This is a genomic window from Paracoccus sp. (in: a-proteobacteria) (genome assembly GCF_030538655.1).
Taxonomy (GTDB): domain Bacteria; phylum Pseudomonadota; class Alphaproteobacteria; order Rhodobacterales; family Rhodobacteraceae; genus Paracoccus.
This window is the reverse complement of sequence record NZ_JAUNTO010000022.1, coordinates 1-24,864: the sequence shown is the minus strand read 5'-3', so window position 1 is coordinate 24,864 and position 24,864 is coordinate 1. Positions and strand designations below refer to the sequence as shown.

General features: G+C 63.7%; 19 protein-coding genes. 13 read left to right on the top strand and 6 right to left on the bottom strand.

Going from position 1 to position 24,864, the window contains the following annotated elements; all coding sequences use genetic code 11:
* The first annotated feature begins 5 nt into the window (after positions 1 to 5).
* The 3 genes from katG to glpK all read left to right on the top strand — a co-directional run bounded on the left by katG (position 6) and on the right by glpK (position 5,440).
* Complete coding sequence (gene katG, locus Q4G22_RS13080; protein WP_303386339.1) at positions 6 to 2,165, top strand: catalase/peroxidase HPI; 2,160 nt, start codon at positions 6 to 8, stop codon at positions 2,163 to 2,165.
* 126 nt (positions 2,166 to 2,291) lie between these two features.
* Positions 2,292 to 3,818 (top strand): glycerol-3-phosphate dehydrogenase, encoded by a 1,527-nt coding sequence (glpD, locus tag Q4G22_RS13075; RefSeq protein WP_303386338.1) that lies wholly within the window; start codon positions 2,292 to 2,294, stop codon positions 3,816 to 3,818.
* Between the two features lie 143 nt (positions 3,819 to 3,961).
* Complete coding sequence (gene glpK, locus Q4G22_RS13070; protein WP_303386337.1) at positions 3,962 to 5,440, top strand: glycerol kinase GlpK; 1,479 nt, start codon at positions 3,962 to 3,964, stop codon at positions 5,438 to 5,440.
* 57 nt (positions 5,441 to 5,497) lie between these two features.
* On the opposite strand, the gene Q4G22_RS13065 is transcribed toward glpK, so the two are convergent.
* From Q4G22_RS13065 to Q4G22_RS13055, 3 genes are all read right to left on the bottom strand, one after another.
* Positions 5,498 to 6,820: a TRAP transporter large permease gene (locus tag Q4G22_RS13065; protein WP_303386336.1), complete on the bottom strand. Its 1,323-nt coding sequence runs from the start codon at positions 6,818 to 6,820 to the stop codon at positions 5,498 to 5,500.
* Positions 6,817 to 7,443 (bottom strand): TRAP transporter small permease, encoded by a 627-nt coding sequence (locus Q4G22_RS13060; RefSeq protein WP_303386335.1) that lies wholly within the window; start codon positions 7,441 to 7,443, stop codon positions 6,817 to 6,819. The genes Q4G22_RS13065 and Q4G22_RS13060 overlap by 4 nt, the downstream gene beginning before the upstream one ends.
* Before the next feature lie 81 nt (positions 7,444 to 7,524).
* A complete protein-coding gene (locus Q4G22_RS13055; protein ID WP_303386334.1) occupies positions 7,525 to 8,535 on the bottom strand; it encodes a TRAP transporter substrate-binding protein in 1,011 nt (336 codons plus the stop codon).
* 157 nt (positions 8,536 to 8,692) lie between these two features.
* Here Q4G22_RS13055 and Q4G22_RS13050 point away from each other — a divergent pair, with 157 nt between their 5' ends.
* The 10 genes from Q4G22_RS13050 (at position 8,693) to Q4G22_RS13005 (ending at position 19,557) form a co-directional block, all read left to right on the top strand.
* On the top strand, positions 8,693 to 10,666 hold the full coding sequence (locus tag Q4G22_RS13050; protein ID WP_303386333.1) for a sensor histidine kinase: 1,974 nt from the start codon (positions 8,693 to 8,695) through the stop codon (positions 10,664 to 10,666).
* Complete coding sequence (locus tag Q4G22_RS13045; RefSeq protein ID WP_303386332.1) at positions 10,663 to 11,274, top strand: response regulator transcription factor; 612 nt, start codon at positions 10,663 to 10,665, stop codon at positions 11,272 to 11,274. The genes Q4G22_RS13050 and Q4G22_RS13045 overlap by 4 nt, the downstream gene beginning before the upstream one ends.
* A gap of 288 nt (positions 11,275 to 11,562) precedes the next feature.
* A complete protein-coding gene (locus Q4G22_RS13040) occupies positions 11,563 to 12,117 on the top strand; it encodes an NAD(P)H-dependent oxidoreductase (RefSeq protein ID WP_303386331.1) in 555 nt (184 codons plus the stop codon).
* A gap of 12 nt (positions 12,118 to 12,129) precedes the next feature.
* Entirely contained in the window at positions 12,130 to 13,578 is a 1,449-nt protein-coding gene (locus Q4G22_RS13035) for an LLM class flavin-dependent oxidoreductase (protein WP_303386330.1), read from the top strand.
* Positions 13,575 to 14,702: an FMNH2-dependent alkanesulfonate monooxygenase gene (gene ssuD / locus Q4G22_RS13030; protein ID WP_303386329.1), complete on the top strand. Its 1,128-nt coding sequence runs from the start codon at positions 13,575 to 13,577 to the stop codon at positions 14,700 to 14,702. Before Q4G22_RS13035 ends, ssuD begins: the two co-directional genes overlap by 4 nt.
* Before the next feature lie 10 nt (positions 14,703 to 14,712).
* Positions 14,713 to 15,612, top strand: a complete 900-nt coding sequence (locus tag Q4G22_RS13025) for an amidohydrolase family protein (protein WP_303386328.1) — start codon at positions 14,713 to 14,715, stop codon at positions 15,610 to 15,612.
* Positions 15,609 to 17,027 (top strand): FAD/NAD(P)-binding protein, encoded by a 1,419-nt coding sequence (locus tag Q4G22_RS13020; RefSeq protein WP_303386327.1) that lies wholly within the window; start codon positions 15,609 to 15,611, stop codon positions 17,025 to 17,027. Before Q4G22_RS13025 ends, Q4G22_RS13020 begins: the two co-directional genes overlap by 4 nt.
* A 9-nt stretch (positions 17,028 to 17,036) precedes the next feature.
* Positions 17,037 to 17,990 carry an aliphatic sulfonate ABC transporter substrate-binding protein gene (locus Q4G22_RS13015; RefSeq protein ID WP_303386326.1) on the top strand — a complete coding sequence of 318 codons (954 nt, stop codon included), beginning with the start codon at positions 17,037 to 17,039 and terminating at the stop codon, positions 17,988 to 17,990.
* Positions 17,991 to 17,994: 4 nt separating this feature from the next.
* Positions 17,995 to 18,813 (top strand): ABC transporter permease subunit, encoded by an 819-nt coding sequence (locus Q4G22_RS13010; RefSeq protein WP_303386325.1) that lies wholly within the window; start codon positions 17,995 to 17,997, stop codon positions 18,811 to 18,813.
* Positions 18,814 to 18,816: 3 nt separating this feature from the next.
* Positions 18,817 to 19,557, top strand: coding sequence for an ABC transporter ATP-binding protein (locus Q4G22_RS13005; RefSeq protein WP_303386324.1), 741 nt, complete (start codon positions 18,817 to 18,819; stop codon positions 19,555 to 19,557).
* A 527-nt stretch (positions 19,558 to 20,084) separates the two neighbouring features.
* On the opposite strand, the gene Q4G22_RS13000 is transcribed toward Q4G22_RS13005, so the two are convergent.
* From Q4G22_RS13000 to Q4G22_RS12990, 3 genes are all read right to left on the bottom strand, one after another.
* Positions 20,085 to 20,585 carry an acetone carboxylase subunit gamma gene (locus tag Q4G22_RS13000; RefSeq protein WP_303386323.1) on the bottom strand — a complete coding sequence of 167 codons (501 nt, stop codon included), beginning with the start codon at positions 20,583 to 20,585 and terminating at the stop codon, positions 20,085 to 20,087.
* A gap of 44 nt (positions 20,586 to 20,629) precedes the next feature.
* Complete coding sequence (locus tag Q4G22_RS12995; protein ID WP_303386322.1) at positions 20,630 to 22,936, bottom strand: hydantoinase B/oxoprolinase family protein; 2,307 nt, start codon at positions 22,934 to 22,936, stop codon at positions 20,630 to 20,632.
* Positions 22,937 to 22,957: 21 nt separating this feature from the next.
* A partial coding sequence (locus Q4G22_RS12990; protein ID WP_303386321.1) for a hydantoinase/oxoprolinase family protein occupies positions 22,958 to 24,864 on the bottom strand: 1,907 nt, incomplete at its 5' end.

Sequence of the window (24,864 nt, the reverse complement as noted above, 5' to 3'; positions counted from 1 at the left end):
AGCTCATGGACGGAAACGATCTGCCCGCCGGCAAGTGCCCGGTGCTGCACGGCGCCAATACCGAGAACAAGGAATCGGTGACGCGCTGGTGGCCGAAATCGCTGAAACTGGAAATTCTTGCCCAGAACGACACCAAAACCAATCCGCTCAGCGGTTTCGACTATCGCGCCGCCGTCAAGACGCTGGATTACGAGGCGGTCAAGCGCGATGTGCTGGCGCTGATGACCGACAGTCAGGACTGGTGGCCCGCCGATTATGGCCATTACGGTGGCAGCATGGTGCGCATGGCATGGCATGCCTCTGGCAGCTATCGGCTCGAAGACGGGCGCGGCGGCGCGGGCACCGGCAACCAGCGGTTCGCGCCGCTGAACAGCTGGCCCGACAACAGCGGCACCGACAAGATGCGCCGCCTGCTGTGGCCGGTTAAGAAAAAATACGGCAACAAGCTGTCCTGGGCCGATCTGATGATCCTGGCCGGAACGCTGGCCTATGAATCCATGGGGCTGAAGACCTATGGCTTTGCCTTTGGCCGCGAAGACATCTGGGCACCCGAAATCGACACCTATTGGGGTGACGAAATGGAATGGCTGGCCCCCAGCGACGAACGCTATGGCAATGTCGATCAGCCCGACACGCTGGAAAACCCGCTGGCCGCCGTGCAGATGGGCCTGATCTATGTGAACCCCGAAGGGGTGAACGGCGTCCCCGATCCGCAAAAGACCGCCGATCAGATCCGCGAAACCTTCAAGCGCATGGCCATGGACGACGAGGAAACCGCCGCGCTGACCGCAGGCGGCCACACCGTCGGCAAATGCCATGGCAACGGCAGCCCTGATCTGCTTGGCCCCGAACCCGAAGGCGCACCGATCCACGATCAGGGTCTGGGCTGGATTAACCGTGGCAACAAGGGCATCGTCGTCGGCGGGCCGGAAGGGGCGTGGACCACGCATCCGACCACCTTCGACAACGGCTTCATGTCGATGCTGCTGGATCACGAATGGGAACTGACCACCTCGCCCGCCGGGGCCAAGCAGTGGCAGCCGGTCAACATCGCCGAGGAAGATATGCCCGTCGATGCGCATGACCCCTCGGTCCGGCGTATGCCGATGATGACCGATGCCGACATGGCAATGAAGGTCGATCCGATCTATCGCGGCTATATGGAAAAATTCCGCGCCGATCCTGAATATTTCCGCGACACCTTTGCCCGTGCCTGGTTCAAGCTGACCCACCGCGACATGGGGCCGAAGGACCGCTATATCGGCCCGTGGGCGCCGTCCGAAGACCTGATCTGGCAAGATCCGATCCCCGCGGGCAAGACGGGCTGGGATATGGCCGCCGTCAAGGCGCGCATCGCCGACAGCGGCTTGTCGCAGGCCGATCTGATTGCCACCGCATGGGACAGCGCGCGCACCTATCGCGGATCTGACATGCGCGGCGGGGCCAATGGCGCGCGCATCCGTCTGGCGCCGCAAAAGGACTGGGCGGGCAACGAACCCGACCGTCTGGCCCGTGTGCTGTCGGTGTTGGAACCCATCGCCGCCGATGCCGGGGCCAGCCTTGCCGATGTGATCGTGCTGGCGGGCAATATCGGCGTGGAACAGGGCCTGCGCGCCGCCGGGTTCAGCATCGACGTGCCCTTCCATCCCGGTCGCGGCGATGCCAGCGACGAACAGACCGACGCCGAATCCTTTGAACCGCTGGAGCCGCTGGCCGATGGTTTCCGCAACTGGCAGAAACAGGAATATGCCGTTCAGCCCGAGGAAATGCTGCTGGACCGCAGCCAGCTGATGCGGCTGACCGCGCCCGAAATGACCGTGCTGGTCGGCGGGATGCGGGTTCTGGGCACCAACCACGGCGGCACCCGGCACGGCGTGTTCACCGATCGTATCGGCGCGTTGACCAACGATTTCTTCGTCAACCTGACCGATATGAACAACGCATGGGTGCCGGTGGATGGCGGACTGTATGAAATCCGCGATCGCGCCTCGGGTGCCGTGAAATGGACGGCGACGCGCGTTGATCTGGTGTTCGGCTCGAACGCCGTGCTGCGCGCCTATGCGGAAATGTATGCGCAGGACGACAGCGCCGAACGGTTCGCCCGCGATTTTGTGGCGGCATGGGTCAAGGTGATGGAGGCCGACCGCTTCGACCTGCACGCGTAACGCAATCTGCGACAGAAAACGGCGCGGCGGGACAACCTGCCGCGCCGCCTTGTGGTGACGCAAGAAACCGCGTTGACAGACGCGCCTGCCCGTGGCCCCATCCGCCCGGCATACAAGGGGCGACACATGACCGGGATCACCGATCTGTTCATCATCGGCGGCGGCATCAACGGCTGCGGCATCGCGCGCGATGCGACGGGGCGCGGCCTGTCGGTGCGGCTGGCCGAACAGGGTGATCTGGCGCAGGCCACCTCCAGCGCCTCGACCAAACTGTTCCACGGCGGACTGCGCTATCTGGAATATCTGGAATTCCGCCTGGTGCGCGAAGCATTGGCCGAACGCGAGGTGCTGTTGCGCGCCATGCCGCATATCGCCCGGCCCATGCGCTTTGTGCTGCCGCTGGACCCGCAGATGCGCTTTGACAACGACACGCCGGTGTCGCGGATGCTGGGACGGGTGATGCCTTGGGCGCGCGGGCGGCGGCCTGCGGCGCTGATCCGGGCCGGGCTGGCGCTGTATGACAGCCTTGGCGCGCGCAAGATCCTGCCCGGCACCACCGCGCTGGATCTGCGGCACACGCCCGAGGGGGCACCGCTGAAGCCCCGGCTGACGCGGGCCTATGAATACAGCGATGTCTGGGTGGATGACGCCCGCCTTGTGGTGCTGAACGCGCGCGATGCGGCGCTGCGCGGGGCCGATATTCTGACGCGCGCACAGGTGATGTCGGCGCAGCGGCAGGACGGGCTGTGGCAGGTGACACTGGCCGACGGCCGCCGCTTTGGCGCCCGTGCGCTGGTGAATGCCGCCGGGCCATGGATTGGCAGCGTGATCCGCGATGTGGCGCATCTGGCCAGCCGCGAAAGCGTGCGTCTGGTGCGCGGCAGTCACATCGTCGTGCCGCGCCTGTTTGACCATGACAAAGCCTATTTCTTTCAGGGCACGGACGGGCGGATCATCTTTGCCATCCCGTATGAGGGCGATTTCACCCTGATCGGCACCACCGACGCCGAACATCACGGCGCGCCGGGCGAGACGGTTTGCACGCCCGAAGAACAGCAATATCTGTGCGATTTCGCATCCGGTTATTTCCGGGTGCCCGTAACACGCGATCAGATCGTCTGGACCTATTCCGGCGTGCGGCCGCTGTATGACGACGGCGCAAAATCGGCGACGGCGGCAACGCGGGATTATGTGCTGTCGCTGGATACGGCAGGCGGTGCGCCCTGTCTGAACATCTTTGGCGGCAAAATCACCACCTATCGCCGGCTGGCCGAATCGGCTCTGTCACGGCTGGCGCCGTATTTCGCCGGGATGGGGCCGGGCTGGACGGCAGGCGCACCACTGCCCGGCGGCGATTTTTCGGTGGACGGGGTGCCGGGGCTGGTGGCCGACCTGCGCCGCGCCCATCCCGCGCTGGACGGTGCAACCGCGCTGCGGCTGGTGCGCGCCTATGGCACCGAGGCGGCACAGATCATGACAGGCGATCCAGGCCGCGATTTCGGCGCCGGTCTGACCGAGGCGGAACTGCGCTGGCAGATGACCCATGAATATGCGCAACAGGTGGATGACGTGATCTGGCGGCGCAGCAAGCTGGGCCTGCGGATGACACCGGATCAGGTGGCGGCCGTGCGCGACTGGATGGCCAGGCCGTAACGCGGATTGCACGGTTTCGACGCGGGCTGCGTCTTGGGGCAAACAGCCAGCGGGGGGGGGGCTGATCCGGCGGCTGCATGGGTTGCGCAACCCCGCCCCAAGATGCGTATTTAAGCGAACAGAACGATGGCGGGGGAAAACGGATGAGCATTCTGGCCATGGATCAGGGGACAACCTCGTCCCGCGCGCTGGTCTTTTCCGATGATCTGCGGGTGCTGGGTCTTGATCAGCAAGAGTTCGCGCAGCATTTTCCGCAATCGGGCTGGGTCGAACATGATCCGGACGACATCTGGGCATCCAGCGCCGCGACGGCGCGGGGGGCGTTGGAAAAGGCAGGCAATCCGACGCTTGCCGCCATCGGCATCACCAATCAGCGCGAAACCGTGCTGGTCTGGGACCGGCGCAACGGCAAGCCAATCCATCGCGCCATCGTCTGGCAGGACCGGCGCACCGCCGATAGCTGCGCCGCGCTGCGCGAGGCCGGGCACGAACCGGCGGTGACAGCGACAACGGGTCTGTTGCTGGACCCCTATTTCAGCGCCACCAAGATCGGCTGGATTCTGGATCATGTGGACGGCGCGCGGGATGCGGCCAAGGCCGGGCATCTGGCATTCGGCACCGTGGACAGCTTTCTGATCTGGAAGCTGACCGGCGGGCGGTCGCATGTCACCGATGCGACCAATGCGGCGCGGACCCTGCTGTATGACATCCACGCGGGCGGCTGGTCGGAAGAGATGTGCGATCTGTTCAACATCCCCCGCGTCATGCTGCCCGAGCTGCGCGACAGTGCCGATCACTTTGGCATGACCCGCGCTGATCTGTTCGGGCGTGAAATTCCGATTCTTGGCGTGGCGGGCGATCAGCAGGCCGCGACCATCGGGCAGGCCTGTTTCCAGCCCGGCATGATGAAAGCAACCTATGGCACCGGCTGTTTCGCCCTGCTGAACACCGGCGATCAGGCCGTGACCTCGGGCAACCGGCTGCTGACGACGGTGGCCTATCGGCTAAACGGACGCAGCATCTATGCGTTGGAAGGGTCAATCTTTATCGCCGGGGCGGTGGTGCAATGGCTGCGCGACGGGCTGGGGCTGGTCCGCCATGCCTCGGATACCGGGGCGCTGTGGGACGAGGCCGATCCGGGGCAAGAAGTCATCATGGTGCCCGCCTTTACCGGCCTTGGCGCGCCATGGTGGCAGCCGCAGGCGCGCGGCGCGGTATTTGGCCTGACGCGCGCGACCGGCCCGGCGGAAATGGCGCGGGCAGCGCTGGAAAGCGTCGGCTTTCAGACCCGCGATCTGTGGCAGGCGATGGCCGCCGACTGGACCGGAGCGGGCGATACGGTGCTGCGGGTGGATGGCGGCATGACGGCATCGGAACCGGCGATGCAGTTTCTGGCCGATATTCTGGGCGCGCCGGTGGATCGCCCGGTCAACACAGAAACCACGGCGCAGGGGGCCGCCTGGCTGGCGGGCTGGCGGGCGGGCATCTGCCCCGGACCGGATGAATATGCGGCGATGTGGCGGCTGGACCGCCGGTTCCAGCCGCAGATGGATGGTGCGGTGCGACAGGCGCGATACGACCGCTGGCAGCGCGCGGTGCAGGCGGTCATAGCGATGGGCTGACAAAAAAGCCCGCGGCCCTGTTCGGGTCGCGGGCGGTTTTCAGCTTTGCGCGCGGCGCTACATCCCCAGCAATCGCGGCAGGAACAGCGAAATTTCCGGGATATAGGTCACGATCCCCAGGAAAACCAGCGCCGTCAGCAGCCACGGGAAGGCGGCCTTGGTCACCTCGGTCAGACCCAGCCGCGAGATGGCCGAGGCGACATAAAGGTTCAGCCCGACCGGCGGCGTCGCCAGACCGATTTCCATGTTCACCACCAACATGATGCCGAAATGGATCGGATCGACGCCCAGCTTGACCGCCACCGGATACAGAATCGGTGCCATAATCAGGACGATGGCCGACGGCTCCATCACCATGCCGATGAACAGCAGCATGACGTTGACCATCAACAGGAAGCCGATCTTGCCCATGCCCAGATCGACGATCCAGCCCGACAGCGCCTGCGGGATCTGTTCCGAGGTCAGGATAAAGGCGAACATCACCGCATTAGTGATGATATACAGCAGCATCGCCGCCATCCCGGCCGAACTCAGCAGCACACGCGGCACATCCGCCAGGCGAATGTCCTTATACACCCAGACCGCGATGACAAAGGCATAGACGGCGCTGACTGCGGCGGCCTCGGTCGGGGTGAAGATGCCGCCATAGATGCCGCCCATGATGATGACGATCAGCATCAGACCCCAGACCGATTCGCGGAACGCCGTCCAGCGTTCGCCCCAGCTGGCCTTGGGCATCCGGGGATAGCCGTTCTTGTAGGCCCGCCAAAAGGTCGTCGCCCCCAGCATCGTGGCCAGCATCAGCCCCGGAATGACCCCCGCCATGAACAGCGCCCCGATAGAGGCCGACATCACCATTTCGCCGTTCGGGCCGGTGACAACCATGCCCGAGGTGGCGACGGCATACATCACCATCACGATCGACGGCGGGATCAGGATGCCCAGACCACCCGCCGTGGCGATCGAGCCGACGCCAAAGCTGGGCGGATAGCCCTGTTTCACCATCGCCGGAATCAGGATCGAGCCGACCGCCATCACCGTGGCAGGCGACGACCCCGAAATCGCGGCGAACAGCGCACAGGCCACCACCGCAGCCATACCCATACCGCCATACCAATGCCCCACCATCGAGGTCGCAAAGCGGATCATCCGCCGCGCCACGCCGCCGTGGGTCAGGAAATTCCCGGCAAGAATAAAGAACGGGATCGCCATGATCTCGAACTTTTCGATGCCGGTGAACAGTTTCAGCGCGATGCTGTCCATCGGGATATTGGTGAACCCGAACAGAAAGCTGAACACAGTCAGCCCCAGCGCGATGGATACCGGCATCCCGGTAACAAGAAGGATGGCAAGAATGCCAAAGATCAGCAAGGCGGTCATGCGTGGCCTCCCTTGGACAGATCTTTCGCCTCGGCTTCGATGCCTTCGACGGCGCCGTGGTCATGATGGGCGATATAGCCGGTGGTCAGATACCAATACAGCGCCTGAACGAAGCGAAAGCACATCAGGGCCGAACCCAGCGGCACAGCCAGATAGATGATCCACATCGGCCATTCCAGATCAGGCGAGATCTGCCCGCCCTGACGGACGTGCCAGACAAAATCCGTGCCGATCCAGGTGACGATAAAGGTGAACAGGATACCGCCCGACATGGCGATGACCGTCACCCATTTGCGCGCCGCATCCTGTAGCCGTTCGACCACCACGTCAACGCCGACATGGATGCCCATCCGCACGCCATAGGCGGCACCGAACTTGGCCATCCAGACGAACAGATAGATGCACAGTTCCTGCGCCCAGGTCATATTGACCGAACGCACGGTCTGAAAGGCCGACCGCGACCATTGCATCAGCCATTCGATTTCCGCGCCCCGGCTCCACCGGACGGTGCTGGCCAGAATATCCAGCGAATACCGCTGCACGACCGCGACGAAAATCAAAAGCGTCGCAGCCGCCATCAGCACCACGATCAAAGTTTCTTCGAGCCTGTCCAAGACCCGCATGATGTCCCCCCGGCTTTCGCCCTTTTGCATCAGAAAAGACCGGGCGCACGGCGGCACCCGGCCCTGTTGGCGGAGATCCGGTTACGAACCGGCGCCTGTCGCCTCGTAGATCCGGGCGATCAGGTCAGCGCCGATACGCCCGGCCATTTCTTCGTGCACGGGCAACAGCGCCTCACGCCATTCAGCCCGTTCCTCATCGGTCATTTCGTGAAATTCAGTGGTGCCAGCGTCCCGCATCGACTGCATCGCCCACTCGTTTTCTTCTTGCGCGATGCTGTTGGCATAGACGGTGGATTCATCCATGGCGCGTTCCAGACCGTCGCGCACATCCTGGGGCAGTTCGTCCCAGAATTTCTTGTTCACGATCACCGCATAGCCCAGATAACCATGATTGCTGATGGTGGCGTGTTTCTGCACCTCGTTCATCTTCTGGGTGAACATGTTCGAGGGCGGGTTTTCGGTGCCGTTCACAACGCCGGTTTGCAGCGCCTGATACACCTCGGAAAAGGCCATGACCTGCGGCACCGCACCAAGCGCGTTCATCTGCGCCTCAAGCACCTTGGATGACTGGATGCGCATCTTCAGGCCCAGAAAGTCATCGACCGAATGCAGCGGAGAGTTGGCGGACATGATCTTGAACCCATTGTCCCAATAAGCCAGCCCCTTGATGCCCTTGTCTTCCAGCTTGGCCAGCATCGCTTCGCCCACCGGGCCATCCGTGACCTTGCGCAGCGCATCATAGCCGTCAAAGATATAGGGCAGGTCAAAAGCTTCGAAATCCTGCACACCCAGCGGGCCGAATTTCGCCAGCGAGGGGGCCAGCATCTGCACGGCGCCCAGTTGCAGGGCCTCAAGTTCCTCTTTGTCCTTATACAGCTGGCTGTTGGGATAGACCTGAATGTCCACCGCGCCGTTGGTGTATTGCTCGGCCAGTTCCTCGAACTTGGCGGCGCCTTTGCCTTTGGGCGTGTCGGGGGCGACGACATGGCTGAACTTGATGACGATAGGGCCTTGCGCAAAAGCGGCGGTGGTCAGGCCAAATGCGATGGCGGTGCCGGCAGCAAGGCTGGCCAGATGGCGGCGTGTCAGCATGGTTTATCCTCCTTGATCCATGTTGCAGCGACGGATGCGCCTGTTTGGCGCAGATCACGGCCCTGCATCAATTGCGGGTTTCCGCAATCATCCCCCCGGTTGTGTGATGGACAGACCCGCGCAGATCGGCTTTGCTGCCCGGCGAAAGGATGCCCCCGTGACCAGATCCCGCCACCCGTCAGCCCCCGATCCCTGGAGCGCGGACACCGCCGCATCCGGGCGCGGGCGCACCGATCTGTTGCCGCTGGTGCCGCTGGTGGCCATCGTGGCGCTGGCGCTGCTGGTCTGGGCAACGGTCTGGGTCATGGGCCGGGCCGAGGCGGAACGGCTGCGCAATCAACTGGCCATCGACGCGCTGTGGGTGGAACAGACGCTGCGCTTTCAGATGGCGGTGGACGAAGACCTGCTGGTGCGGCTGGCCACCGATCAGGCGCGCGGGGCCGCCCCCGCCACATTGGCCGACCGCGCCCGCATCCATATCGCCGCCAACCCCGAGGTGCTGTCCCTGATCTGGTATGATCCCGATGGCGCTGTGACGCAGGCTGTGCCGGGGCGCAGCGCGCCTTCTGACCCGGCGCTGGCGGCGCTGCTGCTGGGGCGGCAGGTCGCCGCCAGCCGCCCGGTTTACGGCGATGTCACCGATGGCCGGGTCAGCTTTGCCCTGCGCCCGGCCGAAGGCGCGGGGGTTCTGGTCGCCACGGTATCGCTGCCGATCATGCTGGAACGGCATGTGCCATGGTGGATCGCCGAACGATATGCCGTGCAATTAACCGATGGCGGCACAGTTCTGGCCGAACGCACCCGCCGCGCGGTGGCCGAAGGCGCGCCCAGCCACGGCATCAGCTTTGACCCGCCCTTGCGCGGCACAGTGCTGCGCATCGCCACCTACGAGCCACCGCCCCGGTTTGGCAGCGAATTGCTGATCGGGGCGGTGGCGGCGCTGACGTTGTTGGCGATCCTTGCGCTGGCGGCGCTGTATCGCAGCGTGCGGCGGCGGCGGCAGGCCGAGATGCGCCTGCGCGGCGAGGTGGCCTTTCGCCGATCCATGGAGGACAGCCTGACCGTCGGCCTGCGCGCCAAGGATCACGACGGGCGTATCCTTTACGTCAACGCGGCCTTTTGCAATCTGGTCGGCCTGCCCGCCGCCGATCTGGCCGGGCGGGTGCCGCCGATGCCCTATTGGACGGACGAAGGCATGGCCGACACGCTGGCCCGGCAACAGCAACTGACACCGGGCAGCACCGTCATCCAGTCGTTTGAAACCCGGTTCCGCCGCCCCGACGGCACCCGGATCGACGTGCAGGTGTTCGAAGCCCCGCTGATCGACGCCATGGGCCGGCATCGTGGCTGGATGGGGTCGGTCATCGACATCACCGCCGCCAAGGCCGCCGCCCGGCTGGCCCGCGCCCATGACGAAAGCCTTGACCGCACCAGCCGTCTGGTGACGCTGGGTGAAATGGCCTCCAGCCTGGCGCATGAACTGAACCAGCCGCTGGCCGCCATCGCCAGCTATGCCGCGGGCGGGCTGAACCTGCTGGATCAGGGCAAGGCCGACCCGGCGCTGATCCGGCAGGCAATGGACAAGATCTCGCATCAGGCACGCCGGGCCGGGCTGGTGATCCGGCGTATCCATGATTTCGTCAAACGGCGCGAACCCGAATTCACCACGCTGGAACTGGACGAGGTGATCGCCGAGGCCGTGGGTTTTCTGACACCCGCCGCACGCGACATGCGGGTGCGGGTGGAAACCTTGCTGGCGCCAACGCCCGCCGTGCGTGGCGACCGCATCCTGATCGGGCAGTTGCTGATAAACCTGATCCGCAATGCCATCGAATCCATGGCCGAAACGCGCAGCGGTAATGTATTAAGCCTTGGCCTGCGTCCCGGCCCTGATGGCGGTGCCGTGATCGAGATCGCCGATCAGGGCAGCGGCATCCCCGAGGCACTGGCCGGGCAGTTGTTCGACGCCTTTACCTCGACCAAGCCGCAGGGGATGGGCATCGGGCTGAACATCTGCCGGTCCATCGTCGAACTGCACCGGGGACAGTTGTCGCACGCGCCGCGACCGGGCGGCGGAACCGTGTTCACCGTCGCCCTGCCCGCCGCCCCCGCAGGCGAGGCCGCCGCATGACCCATGCCGCAACCGTGCATATCGTCGATGACGATGAAACGCTGCGCGATGCATTGGCCTTTTTGTTCGCGTCGCGCGGGATCGGGGCACGGGTCTGGCCCTCGGGGCAGGCGTTTCTGGATGCCTGGCCGCTGGCCGATTGCGGCTGTATCATTCTGGATGTGCGTATGGATGGCGGCCTGTCCGGCCCGCAGGTGTTCGACCAGTTGCGCGCCGCCGGATCAACGGTGCCGGTGATTTTTCTGACCGGCCATGCCGATGTGCCGCTGGCCGTGCAGACGCTGAAGGCCGGAGCCTTTGATTTCGTGGAAAAGCCGTTCAATGACAATGCCATCGTCGATGTGGCCATCACCGCCCTTGGCGTCAGCGCCAGCCGCCGCGCCGAATTGACCGCGCGCGAGGCGCTGGATCAGCGCCTGTCCACCCTGTCGCAGCGCGAACGCGAGGTGATGGAACTGATGCTGGCGGGCAGCCTGAACAAGCAGATCAGCGACCAGTTGGGCATCGCCATGCGCACGGTCGAGGTGCACCGCAGCAAGGTCTTGTCCAAGATGGGCGCGCGCAATGTCGCGGAACTGGCGGCGATCCTGTCAGGCACGCGGGGTTAGACCGGGGGCTGACAAAGCCCGAATCAACGCCTGCTCACAAGGCAGATTTGGGTAATTCCAACCCGCCCACGCGTTCTTGACCGGGGCGGTTCCCGGTCGGTTTCCACGCATTGCCCAAGCGGACAATCCGCCGCCTCAAGCGCCAGCCACGCTGTCATCTCAGGAATTAATAACGCTTTATCAATAAAATAGAAGAAACATCGGCCGAGCACAGTTTTCATGCTGGACAGGGATCAAATCGCCTGACAGCATAACACGATAAAGACCATCGTGATTCAGGTGATTTATATGCACAACCTCAGGTTCGCCGCCTTTGCCGGTTCATGGAGCCGCCCTTCCAAGACCCGTGCCCTTGTCGATGAGGCGGCAAGGCGGGCCGCAACCAGCTTTGGCGGCAGCGCGCATGTGTTCGATATTGGTGATCTGGGGGCGGATTTTGCCGTCCCCGGTGCCGCGAATAATGCGCTGGTCCACCATATGCAGGCGGTGCTGGATGCCGATGCGCTGATCGTCGCCAGCCCGGTTTACAAGGGCAGCTATACCGGGTTGTTCAAACATTTCTTCGACCTGATCGACCCCGCCGCGCTGGTGGGCAAGCCGGTGCTGCTGGCCGCGACCGGCGGCGGCGACCGCCACGCGCTGATGATCGAACATCAGATGCGCCCGCTGTTCGGCTTTTTCGAGGCCAAGGCGCTGGCCACAGGTGTTTACCTGTCCGCCACCGATTTCGACGGCGACCGCATCGCCCCCGGCGCGGCATCCGACCGGCTGGACCGGGCATTGGCGCAATTCTCTGACCACCTGCCTGTGCGCGCGCCCGTGCCGCTGCGCGCCGCCGTCTGAAAGGAACCGCAGATGACCACCGCAAAGAAACGCATCATCCTGAACGCCTTTGACATGTCCTGCGTGGGCCATCAGGCGGCAGGCACATGGCGGCATCCCTCCAGTCAGGCGTCGCGCTATAACGATCTGGAATATTGGACCAATCTGGCACAGGAACTGGAACGCGGCTGCTTTGACGCGCTGTTCATCGCCGATGTGGTGGGCGTCTATGACGTCTATCGCGGTTCGGCCGAAGCGGCGCTGCGCGATGGTGCGCAGGTGCCGGTGAACGATCCCTTTGCGGCGATTTCAGCGATGGCTGCGGTGACGCAGCATGTCGGCTTTGGCGTGACGGCGGCGGTGACGTTTGAACATCCCTATCTGCTGGCGCGCAGGCTTTCGACGCTGGATCACCTGACCAAAGGGCGCGTGGCATGGAACGTCGTGTCCTCCTATCTGGACAGCGCCGCGCGCAATATCGGCATGGATCGCCAGCTTGCCCATGACGCCCGCTATGATCTGGCCGAGGAATATATGCAGGTCACCTACAAGCTGTGGGAAGGCAGCTGGGAGGACGGCGCGGTGCAGCGCGACCGCGAAAAGGGCGTGTTCACCGACGCCAGCAAGGTTCACCCGATCCGGCACGAGGGCGAATATTTCAAGGTGCCGGGCTTTCATCTGTGCGAACCCTCGCCGCAACGGACTCCGGTCATTTTTCAGGCCGGGGCGTCGTCCAAGGGTCGCGCCTTTGCCGCCCGCCATGCCGAGGCGATGTTCATCGTCGCCACCAGCCCCGCCACCGCGCGCAAGCTGACCGATGCCATCCGCGCCGATGTGGTGGCCGCAGGCCGCGCGCCGGATTCGGTGAAAATCGTCACGTTGCTGACCGTCATCACCGGCCCGACCGACGCGGCGGCCGAGGCCAAATTCGCCGAATATCTGGACTATGCCAGCCCCGAGGGGATGCTGGCGCTGTATGGCGGCTGGACCGGGCTGGATTTTTCCTCGCTCGACCCGGATGCGCCACTGACGGCGGTGGAAAACGACAGCCTGCGCACGGCGCTGGAATCGCTGGCGGCGGACGGTCAGGCGTGGACGGTGCGTGATGTGATCCGCAAGCGGTCCATCGGCGGGCTTGGCCCGGTGCTGGTCGGCGGTCCTGAAACCATCGCCGACCAATTGGAACAATGGGTGGACGAAGGCGGCGTGGACGGGTTCAACCTTGCCTATGCCGTGACCCCCGCATCCACCACCGATTTCATCGACTTTGTGGTGCCCGAACTGCGCCGCCGGGGTCGGGTGCAGACCGAATACACCCCCGGCACCCTGCGCGAAAAACTGACCGGCGCGCCCCGCATTGCCGACAGCCACCCCGCCGCCGAATGGCGCACGCATTACATCGGCCGCGAAAGCGTGGCCGATGCCAGCCGCCCATCCGCCTTCGAAGGCGCAACCACCCGTTTCACAGAGGCCGCAGAATGACTTCCCCTGATATTTTCTGGTTCCTGCCAACATCCGGCGACACGCGCTATCTTGGCACCTCGGATTTTGGCCGTGCGCCGACCGCCGCATACTTGCGCGAAATCGGCATGACGGTTGACAGGCTGGGCTTTGACGGGATGCTGATCCCGACCGGGGCAAGCTGCCTTGATCCTTGGGTCGCTGCCGCCACGCTGGCCCCGGTGACGCAGCGGGTCAAGCTGCTGGTGGCGCTGCGCACATCCGTGCAGGGGCCAACCGTTTCGGCCCGGCAGGTCGCCGCGCTGGACGAGGCGCTTGGCGGGCGACTGCTGCTGAACGTGGTGCCGGGCGGTGATCCGCGCGAACTGGCGGCTGATGGCGTGTTCTTCAGCCATGATGGCCGCTATACCAATGCCGATGAATTCCTGACGGTGTGGAAGCGCCTGATGGCCGGAGAAACCGTTGATTTCAACGGCGAACACATCCGGGTGCAGGGCGCGCGCAATTATCTGCCCGGCCCGCAGCAGCCGCATCCGCCGCTGTATTTCGGCGGCTCGTCCCCTGCGGCGCACGAATTGGCGGGCAAGCATGTCGATGCCTATCTGACCTGGGGCGAACCCCCTGCCGCCGTGGCCGAAAAGATCGCCGATGTGCGCGCCAAGGCCGCCGCGCATGGCCGCACTGTCCGCTTTGGCATCCGCCTGCACGCCATCGTCCGCGAGACCGAGGCCGAGGCATGGGCCGAGGCCGACCGCCTTATCAGCCGCCTGACCGATGACGATATTACCCGCGCGCAGGCGAACTATGCCAAGATGGATTCGGTCGGGCAGGCGCGGATGAACGCACTGCATGGCGGTCGACGCGACCGTCTGGAAATCGCCCCGAACCTGTGGGCCGGGGTTGGTCTGGTGCGTGGGGGCGCGGGAACGGCGCTGGTTGGCGACCCCGAAACCGTGGTCGAACGGATGCGCGAGTATCAGGCGCTTGGCATCGATACCTTTGTCATGTCCGGCTATCCACATCTGGAAGAAGCGATCCGTTTCGCCGAACTGACCTTTCCGCTGCTGGGCAAGGATGCGGTGACGCTGCGCGACACCAGCCAGACCGGCGGTGCCTTTGACATCCGCGCCCGCGCGGCCAGCTAAGGGGGTGGCAATGCATCAGATCATCGACATGCGCTGCCGCCCGGCGTATTTGCATGATTTCTTTGGCAGAACGCCCGGCACCGCGGAATATGATACGGTGCGTTGGCTGAACCGTCGCGTCGGCACACGGGGCGATGACCAGCATTTCACCCGATCATCCACGCCGCAGGGGTTTCTGGATGAGATCACCGATGCGGGCCTGTCCCGCGCCGTGGTTGTGGGCCGCCAGACCCCCGGCCAGCATCTGCCCAATGACGACATTGCCGCCATCGTCGCGCTGGACCACACGCGGCTGATCGGCATCGGCGCGGTTGATCCCGCCTTGGGACAGGCTGCGCTGGCCGAGGTCGAGCGCGCCCAGACCCTTGGCCTGCATGGCATCAATATCGAGCCGGGCTTCGGCACGCCCCCGCGTCATGCCGACGACCCGGCCTTTTTCCCGCTGTATGATCTGTTGCAATCGCTGAACATCCCGCTGTTTATAATGAGCGGCCCGACCACGCCCGACCCGCGTTTCAACGATCCGACGGCGGTCGCGGTGGTGGCCGCCGCCTTTCCGCAGCTGAAAATCGGCCTTTATCACGGGTTCTGGCCGAATGTGCAGGCCGCCATCGGCGTGGCCTTCCGACATGAAAACGTCCACCTGATCCCCGATATGTATCTGTTTCAGGCCGGGTCTGATGCCTATGTGCAGGCCGCCAATGGCTGGATGGGCGATCAGTTGCTGTTCGGGTCCAGCTATCCGTTCCGGCCCATCGGGCAAAGCATCAGCGACGCTGAACGGCTGGGCCTGCGCGCCGATGTGCTGGACCGTTTCTTTGCCGGAAACGCGGCGCGTCTGCTGAGCCTGCCTGCTGCGGCGCACAGCAACACCGCATTGAACCCGGAACCGAAAGGGCGCATTGCATGACCATGATCGCACAGATTGACCAAGGCTCTGCCACCCGCCCCGCACGCCCGACCATCGCCATCATCGGTGGTGGCTTTACCGGGGCTACGCTTGCCTTTCACCTTGCCCGTAACGCGGTTGACGCGCAGATTTTGGTGATCGAGCCGCGCGCCCAGCTGGGCGCCGGGCTGGCCTATTCGACACAAGACCCCAGTCATCGCATCAATGTTCCCGCCAGCCGCATGACCATCGACACCAGCCAGCGTGGCGATTTTCAGCAGTGGATCGAGGATACCGGCACCCCTCTGTCGCCCGGCACGCAGGCGGCGGATGGCGCGCTTTATCCCCAGCGGGCGGTCTTTGGCGCTTATGTCGCGGATCGGTTGCGCCCCTGGCTGCTGTCAGGACGGATCACCCATATCCAGGCCCGCGCCATTGCGGTGGTGCCGGGGACGAATTACGCGATCCGGCTGGACAATGGTCGGGTGATCCGCGCCGATCATCTGGTCATCGCCACCAGCCACCCGGCGCCGGGTGTGCCCACCAGCTTTGCCGCGCTGACGCATGATGCGCGCGTGGTGACAGACCCTTCGGACACGGGCCCCATCACAGCGATTGCCCGAACCGCGCGCAATGTGCTGATCGTCGGCACGGGCCTGACCTCGGCCGATGTGATCGCCAGCCTTGAGAGGCAGGGCTTTGCCGGACGGATCACCGCGATGTCGCGGCGCGGGCTGCGATCACGCGGTCACGCCAGCGATTATCCCGAAAGCGAGGCCGATTTCGCCAGCCAGCCCGAAACCACCGCGCTTGCCGTGCTGCGACGCATCCGCGCCGCCGTGCGCACGGACCGGGCACGGGGCCTGCCATGGCAGGCGGCGCTGGATAATGTCCGCCGTGATGGTCCGGCCATCTGGGCGGCACTGCCACAGGCCGAGCGCGCCCGTCTGGTCAACCGCCTGCGTGTCTGGTGGGATGTCCATCGTTTCCGCATCGCCCCGCAGGTGCAGGCCGTGCTGGATGACCTGATCGCCCGGTCGCGCCTGACCCTGAGCGCAGGCCATCTGCACAGCGCCACAGCAACGCCCGCAGGCATCGCCGTCAACTGGACCCCACGCCGCGCCACGCCCCGGCGCGACCTGTTTGATGCCGTGGTGCTGACCACCGGGCCAGCCCATGGCGGGATCATCGCCAGCAACCCGGTGATCGCCTCGCTGGCGGATGCCGGGCTGGTGCGCCCCGACGCGCTGCACCTTGGGCTGGAGGTGACCGATGGCTGTCGCGCCGTCGGCACAAACGGCCAGCCCAGCCCGAACCTGTCGATCGCCGGTCCCCTTGCCCGCGGACATGTGGGCGAGTTGATGGGCATCCCCGAAGTCACCGCTCATGCCGAAACCGTCGCTGCCGCGCTAAGCGCGCAATTGACCACCATCTGAGAGATCACCATGACCCGACTGACCCGCCGCGCCTTTGGCGCGATTGCCGCCGCATGTGTTGTCGCCGCCGCCATACCCGTGCTGGCCCAGCCCGTTGGCACGCTGAAAATCGGCTATCAGAAAACCAACCTGCCCGTCATCGCCCGCCAGCAAGGGCTGGTCGAAGCGGCGCTGGAACCGCTGAATACCCGCGTGCAATGGGTCGAATTCACCGCAGGCCCGCCGCTGGTTGAGGCGCTGAACGCGGGCGCCGTCGATGTCGGCTGGACGGGTGACGCGCCGCCGATCTTTGGGCAGGCGGCGGGCGCGAACATCACCTATGTCGCAGCCCTGCCCGCCGCCGGTCTGGGCGAGGCGGTGATCGCCCGTCCCGGCACCGGCATCACCACCCTTGCCGATCTGCGCGGCAAGCAGGTGGCCGTGGGCAAAGGCACCAGCGCGCATAACACCCTTGTCGCCGCGCTGGAATCGGCAGGGCTGGATTTTGACGACATCCAGCCGGTCTATCTCGCCCCGGCGGATGCGGGCGCGGCCTTCGCCTCGGGCAATGTCGATGCCTGGTCGATCTGGGACCCGTTCCTTGCCATCGCCGAGGTGCGCCACAACCCCGATGTGCTGGTCCGCGCCGATGATGTGGTGGATGTGCAGACGTGGTTTCTGGCCAATGGCAGCTATGCGTCCGGAAACGCGCCGGTGATCCTTGCCACGCTTGGTGCGCTGGAACAGGCCGCCGAATGGGCTGATGCCCACCGCGATCAGGTGGCGCAGGCGCTGCACGAGGTGACGGGCGTGCCGATCGAGGCACAGCGCCTTGCCGCTGACCGGGCTGCGTTCGGCATTTTCCAGATCACCCCCCAGATGATCGCCGAACAGCAGGCCACGGCGGACCGTTTCCACCGCCTTGGCCTGATCCCGCAGCAAATCAACGTCGCAGATGCGATCTGGCACCGACCCGAGGAGTGATCCAATGACCACGCATATCCTGACCGCCACCCCGCCGCGCCTGTCCCTGCGCCTGCGCCTGCGCCTGCCGCGCGCGGCCATCGGCTGGGTCATGCCGGTGGCAATCCTGCTGGCGTGGGAGATTTTGGCCCGCGTCGGGCTAATCGCCACGCATACGCTGCCCGCGCCCTCGGCGGTGTTGGCGGCGGGCTGGCGGCTGGCGCTGTCGGGGCAATTGGCCGAACATATCGGCATCAGCGCGGGCCGCGCGGCGGCGGGGCTGGCCATTGGCGGCAGCATCGGCTTTGCGCTGGGGCTGGCGAACGGGCTGTCGCGGCTGTCGCGCGATGTGACCGACACCACCTTGCAGATGATCCGCAACATCCCGCATCTGGCGCTGATCCCGCTGGTCATCCTGTGGTTCGGCATCGGCGAGGGGGCCAAGCTGTTCCTTGTCGCGCTTGGGGTGTTCTTCCCGATCTATGTCAATACGTTGCTGGGTATCCAAAGCGTCGATCCGCAACTGATCGAGATGGGCCGCAGTTATGGCCTGCGCCGCTGGGTGCTGTTCCGCCGCGTGATTTTGCCCGGCGCGCTGCCCGCGATCTTTACCGGGCTGCGCTATGCGCTGGGGATCATGTGGCTGACACTGATCGTGGCCGAAACCATCTCGGCGCAGGCGGGCTTGGGCTATATGGCGATGCAGGCGCGCGAGTTTATGCAGATTGACATCGTGGTGCTGTCGATCCTGATCTATGCGCTGCTGGGCAAGCTGGCCGATGTGCTGGCCCGCTGGCTTGAGGCGCGATCCCTGGGGTGGCACCCGTCTTTCCAAAAGGGTTAAGAAATGTTCGACACGCAGACCAACCCCGCCTTTTCCCTGCAATCAGTCCAGCGCCGCTTTGGCGACAAGACCGTCTTGCGCGGCATCAACCTGACCGTCCAGCCGGGAGAGTTCATCGCCATCATCGGCAAAAGTGGCTGCGGCAAATCCACGCTGCTGCGGCTGCTGGCCGGGCTGGATCGCCCCGATGCCGGGCGGATCGAGATGGGCGCACATGAGGCCGGTCATGCAGGGGTCCGGGTGATGTTTCAGGAACCGCGTCTGCTGCCATGGGAACGGGTGCTGGATAACGTCGCGCTTGGGCTGACCGGGCTGGCCGACCGTGACACCGCGCGCCAGCGGGCGGCGGGTCTGCTGGCCGAGGTTGGTTTGCAGGACCGCGCCGACGCCTGGCCCGCCGCCCTGTCGGGCGGTCAGCGCCAGCGCGTCGCGCTGGCCCGCGCGCTGATCGGCGCACCCTCGGTTCTGGCACTGGACGAACCGCTTGGCGCGCTGGACGCGCTGACCCGGATCGAGATGCAGCAATTGCTGGAACGCATATGGCAGGAAAAACGCTTTGCCGCCGTGCTGGTCACCCATGATGTGACCGAGGCCGTGTTGCTGGCCGACCGCGTGGTCGTGCTGGAAGAGGGCCGGATCACGCTGGACCTGCCCATCGACCTGCCCCGCCCCCGCCGCCACGGCAGCGCGGAAATCGCCGCGCTGGAAAAGCGGCTTTTGACCGAACTGCTCGGGCAAGATTAAGCATATCCATTACAGGAGAAACAAGCGCGGGCCACAACAGATCGGGCGCGTGCCAGCCAGACATAATGCATTATCGCCCCCGCGCTGGTCGCCCCGAAACAAGCGACAAAGCCCCACATGACCGCTGGTGAAACACGCGCCGGTTTTGACCAAAATCCCCGCCGGTCTTAAAGGTGCAGTGATCGCCGCGCTGCCATTCAGGTTCCTCATCCGCGCAGCCATGCCACCAGCCTTCGATAACAGCCTGACGGCAAAAATCGCGTCAGGCGGATGCCAAAGCTTTGCCAAAGGCAGCGCATGTTCCGCCAAGAACAGGCATAAGCAACATGGCTGCGCCAATCTGCCGATCAATGCACCTTGCCGGAAACGGCCAGGGCAGTTTCAGCCCCCACCAGTGGGCAACAGATGTCATGGCCGGGACGGTCATCTGGCAGACGGGATATGCCTGTTTACATAAATGGCAGATCTTGCCCGGCTGACGAAAACGGGGCACCCTGCGGCGCCCCGTTTGTATTTTTCCTGAACGCTCAGGCGCGTTCAGGGACCGGCAGATCCAGCCAATCCTTGTAAAAGGCATCGATGTCCGGCTCAAAATCGTGGATCACCGGATACCATGGCGTCGGAGCCTCGACATCCAGCAGGTCGCCGGATTTGGGGCAGTAATATTCCCGGATCACCTGCCAGTCGGTCGAAGGCGCCATCAGGCGGGGATACAACTCTTCCATATCCGCGGCGGTTTCGCGGACATAAACCACCGCATGCAGTTTCCAGTTTTCGCGCCAGTCGCAAAATTCGTGCCCGGCATGGGATTTGATGACCCATTTATTGTCCGCCTTGCGCTGAACGATGAACAGTTTCGGCCCAAGCGGCAGGATGATCCTGTCATCCCAGGGCACCTGTTCCTGCAAAATATCCAGATACATCTCGAACCGCTCTTTGTCCTTGGGTGTGGACAGCATGGTCTGCAAGGTATCGCGGTCGATCGTGCCATCAACGAGGTCTTTGATCTTTGCCTTGGTGTAAGCCATTATTTCCTCCTGTTGCGGGGGGAAGCGCCCGAGGGCGCCGCCCGTTATTCATCCACGAATTTGACGGTTTTCACGTCGGGCAACTCGCTGACATCCATCGAATATTCGCGGCCATAGGACGGGATCGGCAGATCCTCTTCCAGCAGTTTCCAGTCATCGGGCAGATCCCAGAATGTGCGGAAGTCCTGCTCGAAACGCGGGCCAAGCTTAAAACTGGCGGCGAACATTTGTTGCACCTGCAAACCCGCATCCTTGGCCAGAATACGGTCGCGTTCCTTGGCCATCCAGTCGCGGGTCGGCACGGCGCGGGCCAGTCGGGCCTTGCGGATGTCGGCACGCCTGGTCTGAGTCGCCGCCTCATCGACGGCGAAATGATCGCCTGCCTTTGTCAGAACCACGCCGTAAACCGATGCGGCAAAACGCTCGACCAGATAGCCACCGTTCACATCATCGGCCACCGCCTGCGGATCACGTTCCAGCGGGTCGCCAAAGCCCGGACCGCCCCGCATATAGTTCAGATACAGATCGTAATCCTTGAACATCGCCTCGGTGGTGATGGCCTGCTTGTCGCGCTTGATTTTCGCGGTGGGCAACATCGCATCCCAGACCGGGTTCTGCGGATCATGATCGCCGCCCGAGGGAACTTTCCCGCCCGAGGCAATGGCCTCCTTCAACCCCGTATCATGCGCCTGAAAGCGATAGCCGGATGCCGCCGGATAACCACCCATCAGCCCCCAGTCGGTGCTGATATTGCCGTTGCCCATAAAGAACATCGTCCAGTCCTTGGCGTTCCAGACCATGCGCAGGGACTGATAACCGCAGCCGCCGCGATATTTGCCGGCACCGCCGGACGACGCCTTGATCTCGCGGCCCAGATACAGCAGCGGTTCGGCCAGTTCCCAGATCTCCATGTCGCCCATGTCGCCTTCGGGGTTCCAGATTGCGGCGGCATGGCTGATGCCATCACCCACGGCACTGGCACCGACCCCGTTGGCGGCACATTCAAAGCTGTTGACGGCATGGATTTCGTCATACTGGTTGAACCCGCCGCCTTGCAGCCAGTTGCCGGTATAGGCGTTGCCCGCGTTCACCTCTTCCAGATAGCCGCGGCCGAAATAGCTGCGTGACAACCCGCGCCACAGCGATGTCCAGGACGACACGAGGAAGTGCCACGCATAGCTGAAGGCCACCCGCCGGTCGTCAGGGTTCATCCATGTGCCTTTCGGCAGGCGGAATTCGGTTCCATAGGCGGCACCGTCGTTAATCATCTCGGTCGGGATCAGGGTCTGGGTCATCATCACCCAGATGCCGGATGTAAAGCTGACCGCATGGGCATTATAGGTATGCCAGCCCCAACGGGATGAGCCTTCGAAATCCAGCCGCCATGTGCCATCGGGCCGGATCGTCATTTCCGATGGCGTGTGCATGATCGTGTTGACCTTGGCGAAATCCGAGGGCACGCGCACATCTTCGTGGTCATAAGGCACATCGACAAAGCCGACCTGCCGGTAGGTGCCGGGGATAGTCATCGCCTTGATACGGTTTTGCAGGCCGATGCGACCATGTTCGACCGATTCATAGGCGAATTTCCAATAGGCATCGATGCCTTCCTCGGCGATCACCTCTTCGACCAGTTTGCGGATCATGTGGCAGCCGGCGACGCGGGTGCGTTCGTCCAGCATCCAGTAGCGCGTCGTCCGCACCATCCGCTGCGATTCATGCAGCCAGTCGCGGAACAGCGTGTCGTTTTCACCGATCTTGCGGCAGGTGATCGAATAGCCGTCGCCGAACCGCTGCACCTGCCCCGTGGACATCGACCCCGGCCCGACCGAGCCGGTATCAATGACATGGGTCACGCCGCCAACCCAGCCGATCAACTCGCCCTCGTGAAAGATCGGAACGATGGTGTGAATGTCGCAGGGGTGGACGTTGCCGATCAGACTGTCATTGTTGCAAAAGATGTCCTTGTCCCGGACGCCGGGATTACTTTCCCAGTCGTTTTCGATCATGTATTTGATCGCAGCGCCCATGGTGCCGACATGGATGATGATCCCGGTCGAGGTCAGAATGCTGTCGCCCGCCGCATTATACAGGGTAAAGCAAAGCTCGCCTTCCTGTTCCACGATGGGGCTGGCGGCGATTTTCTTGGCGGTTTCGCGGGCGTCCACAACCCCGGCACGCAGCCGCGAAAACAGCTTGTTATACATGATGGGATCGCTGTCGCGCAGTTCCATCTTTTTCAGACCAGCATAGCTGCCCGTCTTTTTCGTGGCATCCATGATTTCGTCGCGGTGCTGTTTCAGCGTCTGACCGCCACGGACGATGCCTTTGACTTTGGTTTGCACATTCATGGTGATTTCCTCCCTTGCCCGTCACACTTCTTTCAGGTGGAACAGGCGGTGGCCGTCCAGCCAGGTTTCAAAGCCGCCGGGGACAACGAAGGTCGTCGCGTCGGATTCGATAATGGCAGGGCCGGTGATACGGTTGCCGGGTTGCAGCTTTTCCATCTGGTAAAGCTGCGCATCGACCCATTTCTTTTTGCGATAGAACTTGCGGGTGCCAAGTTTCGCTTCCTCGGGCGGTTCGGCACCGACTTCGGGTTCTTTCGGGATTTTGGGTTTCGGGATCGGCACGGTGCCGCGCATGATCGCGCCCGTCACCGAATAGCCCAGTTCCGGCGAACGCGCCGACGCGGCATACACCCGGCCATAGGTATCGTTGAACGCCTCGACCAGCTTGTCCCAGTCACCGGCCGTGGTGGCATGGTCGATGGGGCTTTCGATTTCGATGTCGTTCAACTGGCCACGATATTGCATCCGGAAACCGGGCGTCAGCGTGACCTGTTCGCGGGTGTAGCCGTTCAGTTCGAATTCCTCCAGAACACGTTCTTCCAGCTCGTGCCAGGCGTCGTCCAGGATCTTTGCCTCGGCCGCTTTCAGGTCGTCGCTGGCGTCTTCCGCGATGTTCAGGTCCAGCGACTTGTCATAGCGGTATTCGAAATCCGCCGCCGCACAACCGAATGCGGAAAAGCCCGCGGCCCATGCCGGAACGATGACATCCTCGAACCCCAGCCCTTCGGTATAGCCATAGGCATGAACCGGCCCCGCCCCGCCATAGCTGAAGCAGGTGAACGACGCCGGGCTGTAACCCTTGCCCGAAATCATGCTGCGCAGGTAATCGCGCAGATCACTGTCCAAGAGTTCGATCACACCGGCGGCGGCGTCTTCGACCGACAGACCAAGGGGGTCGGCGATCTGTTCCTTCATCGCCTTGACGGCGCGTTCGCGATCCAGTTTCACCTGACCACCCAGGAAATTATCCGGGTTCAGATAGCCAAGGATGACGTGGCAATCGGAAATCGTCACCGTCTCGATCCCCGATTCCGCCCAGCATACACCGACGCGGTAGCCCGCCGAATCCGGCCCCAGCTTGATCGCCTTGGTATAAGGGTCCAGCCGGATAAAGCTGCCCGCGCCAGCACCGACCGAGTCCATGGCCACAAGAGGGAGGCTGAGAACAAGCCGGGCCATGTCAGGGTCATTCTTGATCGTCAATTCGCCCTGGGTAATCAGCGCCACATCGAACGAGGTGCCGCCGATGTCGGAACAGGCGATGTTCTTGTAACCCAGCACCTCGCCCAGATATTTCGCCCCGATCACGCCGCCGATGGGGCCGGATACGATGGTGCGGGCCAGTTCCTTGGCCTTCCACGAAATCGTGCCGCCATGCGTGGCCATCACCCGGAAATCGAATTTCGATCCGTTGTCCTTAAAGGCCGAGGTGATCTTCTTCAGCGTCTGACGACTGGGTTCAGCGGCATATGCCTCTAGAATAGTGGTATTGGTGCGGTGGGTTTCCTTGCGCACCGGATAATAATCAGTCGAGGCGAAAACGGGGATGTCCTTGCCCGCCTTTGCGATTTCCTCTTTCACGATGTCGCGGACGCGACGTTCATGGCCGGGGTTCTTGTAGCTGTGCAGAAAGGAAATCACGATCCCTTCCACATCCTGCGCGATCAATTCGCGCGCGGCAGTCACCGCATCATCCTCGCGCAGGGGAATGACGACGGTGCCGAACATATCGACCCGTTCCATCACACCGCGCGTCAGATGACGCGGCACCAGCGGTTCGTCGAAATAATGAGTGTTCAGGTGAATCCGGTCCTCATAGGCAAAGCCCAGATAGGCCTGAATGGCGCGGCCCATGCGGTGGAAATCCTCCATTCCCGCATTGACGATCAAGCCGCATTTCAGCCCCTTGCGCTGCACCACACGGTTCA

Excerpts from the sequence above, each read along its gene's own strand:
- katG (WP_303386339.1), top strand. The coding sequence starts at position 6 with ATGGACGGAAACGATCTGCCCGCCGGCAAGTGCCCGGTGCTGCACGGC.
- glpD (WP_303386338.1), top strand. The coding sequence starts at position 2,292 with ATGACCGGGATCACCGATCTGTTCATCATCGGCGGCGGCATCAACGGC.
- glpK (WP_303386337.1), top strand. The coding sequence starts at position 3,962 with ATGAGCATTCTGGCCATGGATCAGGGGACAACCTCGTCCCGCGCGCTG.
- Q4G22_RS13065 (WP_303386336.1), bottom strand. The coding sequence starts at position 6,820 with ATGACCGCCTTGCTGATCTTTGGCATTCTTGCCATCCTTCTTGTTACC.
- Q4G22_RS13060 (WP_303386335.1), bottom strand. The coding sequence starts at position 7,443 with ATGCGGGTCTTGGACAGGCTCGAAGAAACTTTGATCGTGGTGCTGATG.
- Q4G22_RS13055 (WP_303386334.1), bottom strand. The coding sequence starts at position 8,535 with ATGCTGACACGCCGCCATCTGGCCAGCCTTGCTGCCGGCACCGCCATC.
- Q4G22_RS13045 (WP_303386332.1), top strand. The coding sequence starts at position 10,663 with ATGACCCATGCCGCAACCGTGCATATCGTCGATGACGATGAAACGCTG.
- Q4G22_RS13040 (WP_303386331.1), top strand. The coding sequence starts at position 11,563 with ATGCACAACCTCAGGTTCGCCGCCTTTGCCGGTTCATGGAGCCGCCCT.
- Q4G22_RS13035 (WP_303386330.1), top strand. The coding sequence starts at position 12,130 with ATGACCACCGCAAAGAAACGCATCATCCTGAACGCCTTTGACATGTCC.
- ssuD (WP_303386329.1), top strand. The coding sequence starts at position 13,575 with ATGACTTCCCCTGATATTTTCTGGTTCCTGCCAACATCCGGCGACACG.
- Q4G22_RS13025 (WP_303386328.1), top strand. The coding sequence starts at position 14,713 with ATGCATCAGATCATCGACATGCGCTGCCGCCCGGCGTATTTGCATGAT.
- Q4G22_RS13020 (WP_303386327.1), top strand. The coding sequence starts at position 15,609 with ATGACCATGATCGCACAGATTGACCAAGGCTCTGCCACCCGCCCCGCA.
- Q4G22_RS13015 (WP_303386326.1), top strand. The coding sequence starts at position 17,037 with ATGACCCGACTGACCCGCCGCGCCTTTGGCGCGATTGCCGCCGCATGT.
- Q4G22_RS13010 (WP_303386325.1), top strand. The coding sequence starts at position 17,995 with ATGACCACGCATATCCTGACCGCCACCCCGCCGCGCCTGTCCCTGCGC.
- Q4G22_RS13005 (WP_303386324.1), top strand. The coding sequence starts at position 18,817 with ATGTTCGACACGCAGACCAACCCCGCCTTTTCCCTGCAATCAGTCCAG.
- Q4G22_RS13000 (WP_303386323.1), bottom strand. The coding sequence starts at position 20,585 with ATGGCTTACACCAAGGCAAAGATCAAAGACCTCGTTGATGGCACGATC.
- Q4G22_RS12995 (WP_303386322.1), bottom strand. The coding sequence starts at position 22,936 with ATGAATGTGCAAACCAAAGTCAAAGGCATCGTCCGTGGCGGTCAGACG.